The sequence below is a fragment of the Streptomyces boncukensis genome (assembly GCF_011045075.1).
GTDB classification, from domain to species: domain Bacteria; phylum Actinomycetota; class Actinomycetes; order Streptomycetales; family Streptomycetaceae; genus Streptomyces; species Streptomyces boncukensis.
On the sequence record NZ_JAAKZZ010000194.1, the window covers coordinates 1 to 12,416 of the forward strand.

A 12,416-nucleotide genomic window follows, 5' to 3' on the forward strand; every position below is an offset into this window, starting at 1 on the left:
GTGAGTACCTGCGGCGCCGGGGCATCCAGCACACGATTCCCGAGAAGGCCGACAGCCAGACCGCCCGCCTGCGCAAAGGGTCAGGCGGAGGACGGCCACCCGGTTTCGACGAGGAGCGGTACAAGAAGCGCAACACTGTCGAGCGGGCGATCAATCGGCTGAAGAACGCCAGAGCAGTAGCCACCCGCTACGACAAACGCGGCTACATCTACCTCGGCACCGCAACCGCCGCAGCCCTCACCATCTGGCTCCGAACATGATCGACCGGACAAGTCCTAGGGGGCCGCGCCCCTGATGGGCGCTCCGTCGCGTCAGTCCACGGCCGTGACCGCCTCCGCGAACTGGGCCTGGTAGAGGCGGGCGTAGGCGCCGTCGGCGCGCAGCAGCGTCTCGTGGTCGCCCTGCTCCACGATGGAGCCGTTCTCCATCACCAGGATCACGTCCGCGTCCCGGATGGTGGAGAGCCGGTGGGCGATCACGAAGCTGGTGCGCTGCGCCGCGAGCCGGGCCATGGCGCGCTGGATCAGCACCTCGGTGCGGGTGTCCACCGAGCTGGTCGCCTCGTCGAGCACCAGGATCACCGGGTCGGAGAGGAAGGCGCGCGCGATGGTGATGAGCTGCTTCTCGCCGGCGCTCACCCCCGTGCCGTCGCCGCCGTCGTCGTCCAGCACCGTGTCGTAGCCGTCGGGCAGCGTCCGGATGAACCGGTCGGCGTGCGCGGCGCGCGCCGCCTCCTCGACCTGCTCCCGGGTGGACTCCTGCGCCCCGTACGCGATGTTCTCCGCGATCGTGCCGCCGAACAGCCAGGTGTCCTGGAGCACCATGCCGATGCCGGTCCGCAGCTCCGCACGGGGCATCGCGGCGATGTCCGTGCCGTCCAGCAGGATCCGGCCCCCGCGCACCTCGTAGAACCGCAGAAGCAGGTTGACCAGGGTGGTCTTGCCGGCGCCTGTGGGGCCGACGATGGCCACCGTCTGGCCGGGCTCCACGGACAGCGAGAGGCCGTCGATGAGCGGCTGGTCCTCGGCGTAGCGGAAGGAGACGTCCTTCAGCTCCACCCGCCCGCGCAGCTCGCCCGGACGCTCCGCATCGGCGCCCTCGGGGTCCGGGGCCTGCTCCTCGGCGTCCAGCAGCTCGAAGACGCGCTCGGCCGAGGCCACGCCGGACTGCACCAGGTTGGCCATCGAGGCGACCTGGTTGAGCGGCTGGGTGAACTGCCGCGAGTACTGCACGAACGCCTGGACGTCCCCGATGGACAGCGAGCCGGAGGCCACCCGCAGCCCGCCGACGACGGCCACCAGCACATAGTTGAGGTTGCTGACGAACATCATCGCCGGCTGCATGATCCCGCTGATGAACTGCGCCTTGAAGCTCGCCCGGTACAGCTCCTCGTTCCGCTCCCGGAACGTCTCGGCGGACTCGCGCTGCCGCCCGAAGACCTTCACCAGGGAGTGCCCCGTGTACATCTCCTCCACGTGCGCGTTCAGCGCGCCGGTGGACCGCCACTGCGCCACGAACTGCGGCTGCGCCCGTTTGCCCACGCGCGTGGCGACCAGCAGCGACAGCGGCACGGTCAGCAGCGCGACCAGCGCGAGCAGCGGGGAGATCCAGAACATCATCACGAGCACGCCCACGATGGTCAGCAGCGAGTTGATCAGCTGGCCCAGGGTCTGCTGGAGGGTCTGCCCGAGGTTGTCGATGTCGTTGGTGACCCGGCTGAGCACCTCGCCGCGCGACTGCTTGTCCAGGTAGGACAGCGGCAGCCGGGAGAGCTTGGCCTCCACCTGCTCCCGCAGCCGGTGGACGGTCCGGCTGATGACGCGGGCGGAGATCCGGCCGGAGGCCAGCATCAGCAGCCCCGCCACCGCGTACACCGCGATCACCAGCAGCAGGACGCCGCCGACGGCACCGAAGTCGATGCCCCGGCCCGGGGTGAAGTCCATGCCGGAGAGCATGTCGGCGACCCCGCCGTCCCCCGCGGCGCGCAGCCCGTGCAGCGCCTCCTCGCGGCTGGCGCCCTCCGGCAGCCGCTGTCCGATGAACCCCGCGAAGATCAGGTCGGTGGCGTCGCCGAGCAGCTTCGGCCCGAGCACGCTCAGACCGGTGCTCGCCAGCAGCAGCGCCACCATGGCGAGCAGCCGGCCGCGCTCGGGCCGGAACTGCCGCAGCAGCCGCTTGCCCGACCCGGTGAAGTCCATCGACCGGCGGGGCGGCGCCCCGGCCCCTGGCGTACTCATGCGCCGCTCATTTCGTTCGCTTCTCCGCCCGTGCGGCTGGGTGCGGGTCTCGTCGTCGGCGGGGCGGCGGCCGCCCGTGCGCCGCTCGCGGCCTCCTGCTCGGTGAGCTGGGAGAGCACGATCTCCCGGTAGGTCTCGTTGTCCGCCATCAGCTCGTGGTGCCGGCCGGTGCCCACCACGCTGCCCTCGTCCAGGACGAGGATGCGGTCGGCGTCCCGGATGGTGGCCACCCGCTGCGCGACGATGACGACGGTCGCCTCGGCGGTCTCCGCGGCCAGCGCGGCACGCAGCGCCGCGTCGGTGGCGTAGTCCAGCGCGGAGAAGGAGTCGTCGAACAGATAGATCTCCGGCCGGTGCACCAGGAGGCGGGCGATGGCGAGCCGCTGCCGCTGCCCGCCGGAGACATTGCTGCCGCCCTGGGATATCTCCGCCTGAAGGCCGCCCTCCATCCGCTCCACGAACTCCCGGGCCTGGGCCACCTCCAGCGCCCGCCACAGCTGCTCGTCGGAGGCGTCCGGTCGCCCGTAGCGCAGGTTGGAGGCGATCGTGCCGGAGAACAGATACGGCCGCTGGGGCACCAGTCCGACCGTCTTCGCCAGCAGTTCGGGAGCGAGCGTCCGCACGTCCTCGCCGTCGACCAGCACCGTGCCCTCAGTCGCGTCGAACAGCCGGGGCACCAGGCCGAGCAGGGTGGACTTGCCGCTGCCCGTCGAGCCGATCACCGCGGTGGTCTCCCCGGGGCGCGCCACCAGGTCGACGCCCCGCAGCACGGGGGCCTCGGCGCCCGGGTAGCCGAACCCGGCGCCGCGCAGCTCCAGCCGGCCGTGCCGCCCCAGCTTCCGCACGGGCGCGCTCGGGGGCACCACGCTGGACCCGGTGTCGAGCACCTCCTGGATGCGCTCCGCGCACACCTCGGCGCGCGGCACCGACATGAACATGAACGTGGCCATCATGACGGCCATCACGATCTGCATCAGATACGCGAGGAACGCCGTCAGCGCGCCGATCTGCATCGCGCCGCTGTCGATACGGTGCGCCCCGAACCAGACGACCGCGACGCTCGACCCGTTCACCACCGTCATCACGATGGGGAACATCGCCGCCAGCAGCTGCCCGGTGCGCAGCTGCACATGGGTCAGGTCCGCGTTGGCGCCGTGGAAGCGCTGCCGCTCGTACTCGTCCTTCACGAACGCGCGGATGACGCGGACGCCGGTGATCTGCTCGCGCAGCACGCGGTTCACCCCGTCCAGCCGCTCCTGCATGGTGCGGAACAGCGGGCGGAGCTGCCGTACGAGCAGCATCACCGAGACGCCCAGCACCGGTACGACGGCCAGCAGGACGGCGGAGAGGGGGACGTCCTGGCCGAGTGCCAGGACGATGCCGCCCACGCACATGATCGGCGCCGTCACCATCAGCGTGAACGACATCAGCACCACCATCTGCACCTGCTGCACGTCGTTCGTGGTGCGGGTGATGAGCGAGGGGGAGCCGAACTGGCCGACCTCGCGGGCCGAGAAGGACTGCACGCGGTCGAAGACGGCGCCCCGGAGGTCGCGCCCCAGGGCCGCTGCGGTGCGGGCGCCCAGGAAGACGGCGCCGATGTTGCAGACGATCTGCACCACGGAGACGGCGAGCATCAGCCCGCCGAAGCGCAGGATGTAGTCCGTGTCCCCCTTCACGACACCGTTGTCGATGATGTCCGCGTTGAGCGTCGGCAGGAAGAGCGTCGCCGAGGTCTGGACGAGTTGCAGGAGGACGAGCAGCCCGATCGGCCGCCGGTGCGAGCGGAGTCGGGAGCCCAGGACGCGGATCAGCACACGGAGTTCCTCACCAGAGACAGCACTGTCCGGGGGCGCGCGGCAGCGGCGAGCGCCGTCCCGGCCCCCCGGTTTCCGGATGTGGTCTAGCACTTCGAGAACCCGTCCCGCCATCGCATTCCGGCGGCGGCCCGCGACAAGGGGACCACGGTGATCTTGGGGATCACGGGGATCACGGGGATCACACGGAGAAGGCCCCCGGGTAGGTCTGCTCGCGCACCGTCACATACTGCTGGCGCACCGCCTGCCCCAGCGCCATCTCCTCCCCGGCCTCGAACACCTGGCAGGACGCCGCGGGCCACCGCGGCGGTTGACCGCCTCCCGCGAGCGCCCACGCCGCCTGCCGGGCCGCGCCGAGCGCTGTGTAGTCGGCCGGCTCGGGCACCACCACCTGGGTGCCCAGCAGTCCGGGCGCCGCGGTCCGGACGGTGGAGAGCCCGGCCGCCTGGCCCAGCAGGAACACCCGCCGCACCTGTACGCCGCGCCCGCGCAGCACGTCCAGCGCGTCCGCCAGGCCGCACAGCATGCCCTCCACTGCGGCCCGCGCCAGGAACTCCGGCTTCATGCTCTCGCGCCGCAGCCCGTGCAGCGAGCCCGCGGTGTGCGGAAGCTGCGGCGTCTGCTCGCCCTCCAGATACGGCAGCAGCACCAGCCCGGAGGCGCCCGCGGTCGACTGCGCCGCCAGCTCGTCGATCCCTGCCAGGTCGGTGTTCAGCAGCTCCGCCGTGCCGCGCAGCACACGGGTCGCGTTGAGGGTGCGGACGACCGGCAGGTGCAGGCCCGTCGCGTCCGCGTAGGAGGTGATGGTGCCGGTCGGGTCGGTCAGCGCCTCATGGTGCACCGCGCACACCGAGCCGGTGGCGCCGAGCGAGATGACCGCGTCCCCCGGGCCCACGCCGAGCCCGAAGGCCGCCGCCATGGTCTGGCCCGTACCGGCCGAGATCAGCAGCCCCTCGGGGGTCTGCCCCGCGGCCTCGGCCGGGCCGAGCACCTCGGGCAGCGCCGCCTGGTGGCCCAGCGCCAGCTCCACCAGATCCGGGCGGTACCCCTCGGTGGCGGCCGACCAGTAGCCGGTGCCCGAGGCGTCGCCCCGGTCGGTGGCCCGCCGCGCGGGGCGGCCCAGCAGCTGCCACACCAGCCAGTCGTGCGGCTGCATGACCTCGGCGACGCGGGCCGCCGCCTCCGGCTGCTCCCGGGCCAGCCAGCGCAGCTTCGCGACGGGGTGCGCGGCCTGCGGCACGGTGCCCACTGCCTGCGCCCACGCCGCGCGCCCCCCGAGCGCCTCCACCAGGTCGGCGGCGGCCGGCTGCACCCGCTGGTCGTTGCCCAGCAGCGCGGGGGCCACCGGCGCCCCCTGGCCGTCCAGCGCGAGGAGCCCCTGCTGCTGTGCGGAGACCCCGATGGCCTGGACGTCGGCGAGCTGGCCGCCGCTGGCGGCCTTGCCGAGCGAGATCAGCCAGGACTGCGGGTCGTCGCGGTCTCCGGGGTGCTCGGCGTGCCCCTGCTTGACGACGGCGCCCGTGTCCGTGTCGCAGACGACGATGCTTGTGTACTCGGCTGAGCTGTCCAGCCCCGCGACTATCCCCATGGACCGGAATGATGCCCTATTCGGCACCGAAGGGAAGGAGAGGGACCCATCACATCAGGTGGTGCGGGGCGCGCCCGGCGGCGCCAGACGGGCCGGGGCGCGCCCGCTCGGGTCAGCAGCGCTTCTCGGAGGCCGCCTGGTGCGGCAGCGACGAGCCCGCAGGACGCAGGGTGCCGGTCGCCGAGGTGCAGTTCTTGACGGTGTCGGTGCCCTCGGTCCAGAACTCCTGCTGCGTGGTCGCGTTCCAGGAGCCCTTGCCGTGCGTGGTGTCTTCGGCGTAGTCGTAGACGCCGAGCGTGACGTCGTACGGCTTGGCGTCCTGGTGGAAGCTCTCCCACACCCACAGGTAGCCGTAGTTCTCGTTGCACTTCTTCGAGTAGAACTGCTTCACGGAGCCGATGGTCTCCCCGCCCCGCTTGATCAGCCCCTTCTGGCCGATCTCCACGGCGTCGTCGCAGACGCCCGCGGCCTGGGCCCGCTTGCTGACCGGGTTGCCCTCCGGGGAGGGCGCGGCGGAGCGGTTGGCCTGGTCGGGCGCGGGGCCCGCGGGGCCGCTTCCGGCGAAGGCGGCACCGGCGGGCAGCAGCACCAGCGCGCTGGTCGCGGCGGCGGCGAGCAGGCCCTTGGAGAATCGCGTGCTCATGACATTGCGCATGAAAATTTCCCCCTCTTTCACGGAGTACTGGTCGGAATCTCGATGAAACTCGATGAAAGGTGCTATCCGGGGCATGTGGAGCTTGCCCCGGTACACAGTGAGACACGCGACCCCCGGGAGGGGTTGTACGCGCGGCGCAGTTACGTTCCGTACGTCCGGCCCAGGTCCGCGGCGACCCGCTCGCGGGCCTCGGCCGGGTCGATTCCGAGCCGCCTCAGGACGGCCGTCAGCGCCTCGTCGTCGCTGCCCAGCAGCGCCAGGACGAGGTGCTCGACCCCGATGCGGCGCTCCGATCGCGCGCCGGCCTCGTGCAGGGCGCGCTTCAGCGCCTCCTTCGCGCTCCGGGTGAACGGCAGGTGCCGCGTCCTCCGCGGCGGCCGGTCCCCGGCCGGTGCCCCGGTCAGGACCGCGCTCCGGCAGGACGCGGCGGTGGCGCCCAGCCGCACCAGGGTGGCCGCGCCCGGCCGGCCCGGGGACCGGAGGGCGGCGAGCAGCAGATGCTCGGCGCCGATCCGGTCGTGCCGCAGCGACCGGGCCTCCTCCTGGGCGCCGATGACGCTCTCCCGTGCCGACGTGGTGAACCGCTCGAACATGGCCCCTCCTCCTGGTCCTTCCTGGTCCCTCCTGGTGCTTGAGCGGCTGCCCCGGCACTACTGTCAACCTAGGATGACAAGAGAGGAGTGTCAACCCGCATTGACACACTGGAGGGTCCCCCGGTGTGCGCGCCGGGCGCCCGGGGTCTAGCATCGCCTGCACTATCAGGAACGGAGTGTTCATCTGTGGGCCATCTCCGCGTGGGCGTCGCTGTCCTGACGATGGGAAACCGCCCGGACGAGCTGCGCGAGCTGCTGCGGTCGGTCGCCGAGCAGAGCGTCCCGGCCGCCCGGATCGTGGTCGTCGGCAACGGTGCCCCGCTCCCGCCGCTGCCGGACGGCGTGACCGGCATCGAACTCGACGACAACCTCGGCGTCTCCGGCGGCCGCAACGTGGCCCTGCGGGAGCTCCAGGAGGCCGGCGACGTCGACCTGGTGGTCGACCTGGACGACGACGGGCTCCTGGTGAGCACCGACGTCTTCGAGCGGCTGTCGGAGATGTACCGCGAGGACCCCGGGCTGGGCATCGTCAGCTTCCGCATCGCCGACGAGCGCGGCCGCACCCAGCGCCGGCACGTCCCCCGGCTGCGGGCCGGCGACCCGGAGCGCGGCGGCCTGGTGACGACGTTCCTCGGCGGCGGGCACGCGCTGTCCGTGCCGATGCTGAAGCAGACCGGCGGCTGGCCGGACGAGTTCTTCTACGCACACGAGGAGACGGACCTCGCCTGGCGGGCCCTGGACGCCGGATGGCGGATCCGCTACGCGCCGGAGCTGGTGCTCCAGCACCCCTGGACCGCGCCGACCCGGCACGCCGTCTACCACCGCATGGTGGCCCGCAACCGCGTGTGGCTGGCCAAGCGGCACCTTCCGGCCCTCCTCGTGCCCGCCTACCTGGGCGTGTGGGCGGGGCTGACCGTGGCCCGCAGCCGGTCGCTGACGGGGATGCGGGCATGGGCGGGCGGGTTCGTCGAGGGCGTGCGCACACCGTGCGGCGAGCGGCGGCCGATGCGGTGGCGCACCGTGTGGTGGATGACGCGGCTGGGACGGCCCCCGGTCATCTGAGGCCGTTCCCGGCGATCCCTCCGCGGCGGGCCCTCAGAGCGGCACCAGCCGTACGCCCTCGTAGGCCAGCCACTGGGCGTGGGTGTGGAGGCCGTACGCCAATCCGACCGCCGGCCGCCAGCCGCGCAGCTGCGGCGGGTCCGGTGGGCCCGGTGGGTCCGCCCGGCGCGGGGCCGCCGCGGTCGCGGCGCCCGTCTCCACGGCGACCGGCCGGACCGAGGCCCGCACCGTCTCCGCCAGCTCGCCCACCGTGCAGCGGACCGCCTCCGCGAGGGAGACGGCGGGCTCGGACGGCGGTGTGCGCAGCACCAGCGAGACGGCGTCCGCCAAGTCCCGCACGTGCAGCGGGTGGACCGGGCTCTCCGCGGCGTCGTCGAGCACCACGGGGCGGCTGCGCAGCGCCTCCCAGACCATGCGGCCGATCCGCGACTCCCGGCCGCAGCCCGGACCGTAGACGTCCCCCACGAGCAGCGTGCGGACCCGCGCGGGCGCGTACGGCGCGCCGTTGGCCCGCACGGTCACCCGCACCGACGCCGGCCCGCCCCCGCGCAGCGGGCGCAGGTCGACCGTGGCGGCGGGCGCGCTCCCGGTCCGGCGGCCGGGCGTCCCGGCCGCGACCCGGTGCCCGCGGTCGGACAGCGTGCGCACCAGGTGCTCGCCCAGCGGGGTGGCAGCTCCGAGCACCTCGACGGAGGGCGTGCGCGTGTGCGTACGGGCGCCGGGGGCGCGAAGGCGCGCCGCCTCCTCCCGCCCCGCGTCGAGCCCTTCCCGGGCGACCCGGAGCAGCGCGTCGCGGCAGGCGGCGATCTGCTCCTCGGTATGCCCCTGGCTGATGCCGCCGGGGCCCACGGTGGACAGGGCCTCCCGGACCACGGCCGCGTCCGGGAGGGGCGTGCCCGCTGTGCCGCCGCCGTCGGCCCGGTGGCCCTCCCGCAGCGCCGTGAAACCCATGGTGAGGGCGGTCAGCCAGGTGGCGTCCGCGGCGCCTGGGGCGATGCCCTCGGCCATTCGTACGATGGCCGGTCGGCCTCTTCCGGTCCGGCCCGCCGTGCGGACGCCGGCGCCGTCCAGGTACTGCTCGCAGGTGAGGTGCAGCCAGCGGGTGGGGCCAGGACCGGGGTGGCGTACGGCGCACTGGGCGACGCCGTGTTTGAAGAACGGGACGACGCGCAGCCCGGTCAGCCGCGCGCCCTCGTCCCCGGGGAGGTCGGACGGCACGAAGCACACCGAGCGCCGCGGGCCCCGGAAGGCGTTCCCGGAGATGCTCCCGTGGTCCTCGTGTTCGGCGAGGTTCGGCACCGAGACGTAGGAGGGGATGCCCCGGGCGCTCAGATAGCGGTACATCAGGATGTCGTCCGGCCAGCCGTCCAGCCGCTCCCTGCCGTACCGCACGAACCCGGCGGCGGCGTTCCGGGGCAGCACGATCGCCACACACGGGAAGTACTCGTTGACGGCGCCCACCCAGCGGGCCCCGGCCAGGGCGCCGAAGCGCACGGCGGCGCCGTTGCGGGAGTCCCACAGCGCGAACAGCGCCAGGGCCGCGTCGGGCATCTGCTCGATCGCGGCGCGGGCACGCGCGAAGAGACCGGCGGAGAGGATCATGTCGTCCTGGACGACGAGGTGGTGGGTGGCGTCCTCCTCGATAGCGGACCACGCCGCCAGGGCCGTACGCAGCACGGACGGCCTGCCGCCGGGGTCCGGGTCCATGACGACCCGCAGCGCGCCGGGCGGCGCCGAGGCGGCCAGCTTCTCCGCGGCGCGCAGCCGCTTCGGGTGGGTCATCACGGAGCCGCTCATCCGATAGCGCGACACAGATCCTCCGTGTGTGAGGTCCGGGGGGCGACCGCGGGCGGCCGGATCCGGACAGTACGGCGGGCGTTCCTCCGGCCGCAAGACCGCCGAAAAGACGCTCTGGTGGGTTCGGGAGCAGCGCCGACACCCTGATCCGACGGAGCGGATCGACGAGCCTCACGGAGGGAAGTTCCATGCCCGATACGTCGAATGTGCCCGTCGCACGAGCCGGTGCGGAGGTCGCGGCCCGGCTGGCGGCGCTGAGCGGCGCCCGCGTCGTGGTCACCGGTGGCGGGGGACTGGTGGGCAGCCGGCTGGTCGCGCTGTTACGCGCCGCCGGGGCCGATGTGACGGTGCTGGACCGGATGGACGCCTACCCGGGGACCACCCGGTCCCTGTTCGGCCTGGAGCGGCTCGGCGCCCGGGTGGTGGTCGGCGACGTCTGCGACCGGGCCGTGGTGCGGAACCTGTTCGCCGGCGCGGACCGCGTGGTGCACGCCGCGGCCTACGCCGATGTGGCCGCCTGCACCCGGCGCCCGGACATCGCCTTCCGCGCGAACGTCCAGGGCACGCAGGTGGTGCTGGAGGAGACGGCGCGGGCGGGCGCCGGACGGCTGGTGCTGGCGTCCTCCGCGGCGGTGTACGGCGACGGGGAGGACGCAGCGCGCGGGCCGCAGGAGTTCCGGGAGGACCAGCCGCTGGTCCCGCTGTCCGTCTACGCGAACTCCAAACTGTGGGGCGAGCACCAGACGCGGCTGATCCTGGGCGGCTCGGACACCGAGTACACGGTGCTGCGCTACTTCTCCGTCTACGGGGACCCGCAGGTCCCCAAGCCGGGCAGCCACTCGTGGATGGTGGCCTGGCTGTCCATGCAGGCCCGGGTCGGCCGCCCGATGCGGCTCAACGGCGGCGGCGTACAGGTGCGGGACCTGGTGCACGTCGAGGACGTGGCCGCCGCGACGGCGCTGGCGCTCGTCGAGGAGGAGGCGGCGGGCCGCACCATCAACGTCGGGACGGGCGTGCCCACCTCGGTGCGGGAGGTGGCCGAGCTCATCGCCCCGCACTTCCCCGGCTCGCGCTGCATCACCACCCCCCGGCCGGAGGGGGACCCGCTGGGCGGCTACGCGGCGACAGCGCGCTGCCGCGCGCTGCTGCGGTGGACTCCCGCCATCGCGGTGCGCGAGGGCGTCGAGCGGTATGTGCGCTGGCTCGCCGCCACGCCGCAGGCCGTGCCGGACTGGCTGACCGAACAGGCCGCGTGACAGGCTCCGGGCCCGAATGCCGCGAAACGGGAAGAGCATCACGGAAGGGGACGGACGGATGAGCTATGTCGGCTCCTACATCTGGTCGGTGCGGCAGGCGGTGGGCAGCGAGCTGCTGCTCGTGCCGGGGGCGCAGGTGCTGCTGCTGGACGGGGCCGGGCGCGGGCTGTTCCAGCGGCGCGCCGACTCGGGTGTGTGGGAGATCCCGGCCGGGGCCTGCGAGAAGGGCAGCGACTTCGCGGGCACCGCCGTACGGGAGCTGGCCGAGGAGACCGGACTGCGGGTCGACCGCGCGGACCTGGTCGCCTTCGGCTCGCTCTCCGACCCGGAGATCCACACCCTCACCTACCCCAACGGGGACGTCACCCACTGCTTCGCGCTCTGCTTCCTGGCCGAGACGTGGTCCGGCGAACTGTCCCCCGCGCCGGACGAGGTGGCCGCCGCGGCCTTCCACCCGCTCACCGACCCGCCGGGGCCGCTGCACCCGCCCACGGCCGTGGCCCTGGAGATGCTGCGGGAGTTCCGGGCGACGGGAAGGTTCCAGGCCCGGTGAGCGGGGCGGAGGCGATACGCGCGGCCGTACCCTGCCGCGCCTGCCTGTCCGGGGAGGACCTGGACTGGCTGGGCGGCGAGTCGGTCAGCGTCGGGCTGGAGCTGATGACCACGGTGACGGTGGCGCCACCCGGCGCGGGCCCGGCGGGCCCGGCGGACCAGGCGGGCCCGGCGGGCGCCGCGGGCGGCTGGCCGGAGGAGGTGTGGGCGTATCTGCGCGCGCGGCTGCCCGGTCTGCCGCCGGAGCCGCCCGCCGTGGCCGTCCACAGCGACGCGCCCGCCGCCAGCGGGCTGTCCTCGTCGACGGCGCTGATCGTGGGGCTCTTCCGCGCGTTCACCGACGCGTACGCGCCGGAGCCCCGGATCCCCGCGGCGACGCTGGCGCGCTGGGCCTACGAGTTCGAGTTCGCCGTCTTCAACGGCGGGGGCATGGACCAGCTCGCCGTCCTCGCCGGCGAGGCCCTGCTGCTGGAGGGGCGCACCCGCGGGCTGCCCGTCATCCGGGACCGGCGCGCCTTCCCGGAGGACTGGGCCGTCCTGGTCGTCGACTCGGGCACCCGCAAGGACACCGGGGACCACATCCGGTCCGTACGGGCGCGGCTCGCCGCCGGGGACTCGCGGCTGCGCGACTTCGTGGCGCGCACCCGGGAGACCTCGGCGGCGGTGTGGGAGGCCCTGTGCGCCCGGGACACGACGGGCCTGGGCACCGCGATGGACGGGGCGCACGTCCTGATGCGGGACCTGCAGGGGATGTCCACCCCGCAGCTGGAGGAGCTGCGCGAGACCGCCGCCGGCGCTGTCGGGCTGCCGCTGAAGCTGAGCGGGGCCGGCGGGGGCGGCGCGCTGGTCGGGGTCTGCC

General features: G+C 73.7%; 10 protein-coding genes and 1 pseudogene. 5 read left to right on the forward strand and 6 right to left on the reverse strand.

Annotated features, from left to right (window positions below):
• Positions 1–260, forward strand: a pseudogene (locus tag G5C65_RS19125) (IS5/IS1182 family transposase); the annotation flags it as partial.
• A gap of 51 nt (positions 261–311) precedes the next feature.
• Here the strand turns inward: G5C65_RS19125 and G5C65_RS19130 are convergent.
• The 5 genes from G5C65_RS19130 to G5C65_RS19150 form a co-directional block, all read right to left on the reverse strand.
• Complete coding sequence (locus tag G5C65_RS19130) at positions 312–2,237, reverse strand: ABC transporter ATP-binding protein (RefSeq protein WP_165300091.1); 1,926 nt, start codon at positions 2,235–2,237, stop codon at positions 312–314.
• A complete protein-coding gene (locus tag G5C65_RS19135; protein WP_165300092.1) occupies positions 2,234–4,054 on the reverse strand; it encodes an ABC transporter transmembrane domain-containing protein in 1,821 nt (606 codons plus the stop codon). The genes G5C65_RS19130 and G5C65_RS19135 overlap by 4 nt, the downstream gene beginning before the upstream one ends.
• A 181-nt stretch (positions 4,055–4,235) precedes the next feature.
• On the reverse strand, positions 4,236–5,642 hold the full coding sequence (locus G5C65_RS19140) for an FGGY family carbohydrate kinase (RefSeq protein ID WP_165300093.1): 1,407 nt from the start codon (positions 5,640–5,642) through the stop codon (positions 4,236–4,238).
• Between the two features lie 112 nt (positions 5,643–5,754).
• On the reverse strand, positions 5,755–6,285 hold the full coding sequence (locus G5C65_RS19145; RefSeq protein ID WP_165300094.1) for a hypothetical protein: 531 nt from the start codon (positions 6,283–6,285) through the stop codon (positions 5,755–5,757).
• Positions 6,286–6,437: 152 nt separating this feature from the next.
• Positions 6,438–6,890, reverse strand: coding sequence for a Clp protease N-terminal domain-containing protein (locus tag G5C65_RS19150; RefSeq protein ID WP_165300095.1), 453 nt, complete (start codon positions 6,888–6,890; stop codon positions 6,438–6,440).
• A 186-nt stretch (positions 6,891–7,076) separates the two neighbouring features.
• Between G5C65_RS19150 and G5C65_RS19155 the strand changes: the two genes are divergently transcribed.
• The gene (locus G5C65_RS19155) at positions 7,077–7,952 is read left to right on the forward strand and encodes a glycosyltransferase (RefSeq protein ID WP_165300096.1); all 876 of its coding nucleotides are present in this window, start codon (positions 7,077–7,079) and stop codon (positions 7,950–7,952) included.
• Between the two features lie 33 nt (positions 7,953–7,985).
• Here the strand turns inward: G5C65_RS19155 and G5C65_RS19160 are convergent, their stop codons facing one another.
• A complete protein-coding gene (locus tag G5C65_RS19160) occupies positions 7,986–9,734 on the reverse strand; it encodes an NAD(P)-dependent oxidoreductase (protein ID WP_165300097.1) in 1,749 nt (582 codons plus the stop codon).
• Positions 9,735–9,937: 203 nt separating this feature from the next.
• On the opposite strand from G5C65_RS19160, the gene G5C65_RS19165 reads away from it, so the two are divergent.
• The 3 genes from G5C65_RS19165 to G5C65_RS19175 all read left to right on the forward strand — a co-directional run.
• A complete protein-coding gene (locus tag G5C65_RS19165) occupies positions 9,938–11,005 on the forward strand; it encodes an NAD-dependent epimerase/dehydratase family protein (protein WP_165300098.1) in 1,068 nt (355 codons plus the stop codon).
• Between the two features lie 58 nt (positions 11,006–11,063).
• Complete coding sequence (locus G5C65_RS19170; protein ID WP_165300099.1) at positions 11,064–11,558, forward strand: NUDIX domain-containing protein; 495 nt, start codon at positions 11,064–11,066, stop codon at positions 11,556–11,558.
• Positions 11,555–12,416: GHMP family kinase ATP-binding protein (locus G5C65_RS19175; protein WP_165300100.1), on the forward strand; the 862-nt coding region annotated here is incomplete at its 3' end. The genes G5C65_RS19170 and G5C65_RS19175, both read left to right, overlap by 4 nt.

Coding starts and splice junctions, on each gene's coding strand:
- G5C65_RS19170 (WP_165300099.1), top strand. CDS start 11,064: ATGAGCTATGTCGGCTCCTACATCTGGTCGGTGCGGCAGGCGGTGGGC.
- G5C65_RS19165 (WP_165300098.1), top strand. CDS start 9,938: ATGCCCGATACGTCGAATGTGCCCGTCGCACGAGCCGGTGCGGAGGTC.
- G5C65_RS19150 (WP_165300095.1), bottom strand. CDS start 6,890: ATGTTCGAGCGGTTCACCACGTCGGCACGGGAGAGCGTCATCGGCGCC.
- G5C65_RS19130 (WP_165300091.1), bottom strand. CDS start 2,237: ATGAGTACGCCAGGGGCCGGGGCGCCGCCCCGCCGGTCGATGGACTTC.
- G5C65_RS19160 (WP_165300097.1), bottom strand. CDS start 9,734: ATGACCCACCCGAAGCGGCTGCGCGCCGCGGAGAAGCTGGCCGCCTCG.
- G5C65_RS19140 (WP_165300093.1), bottom strand. CDS start 5,642: ATGGGGATAGTCGCGGGGCTGGACAGCTCAGCCGAGTACACAAGCATC.
- G5C65_RS19145 (WP_165300094.1), bottom strand. CDS start 6,285: ATGAGCACGCGATTCTCCAAGGGCCTGCTCGCCGCCGCCGCGACCAGC.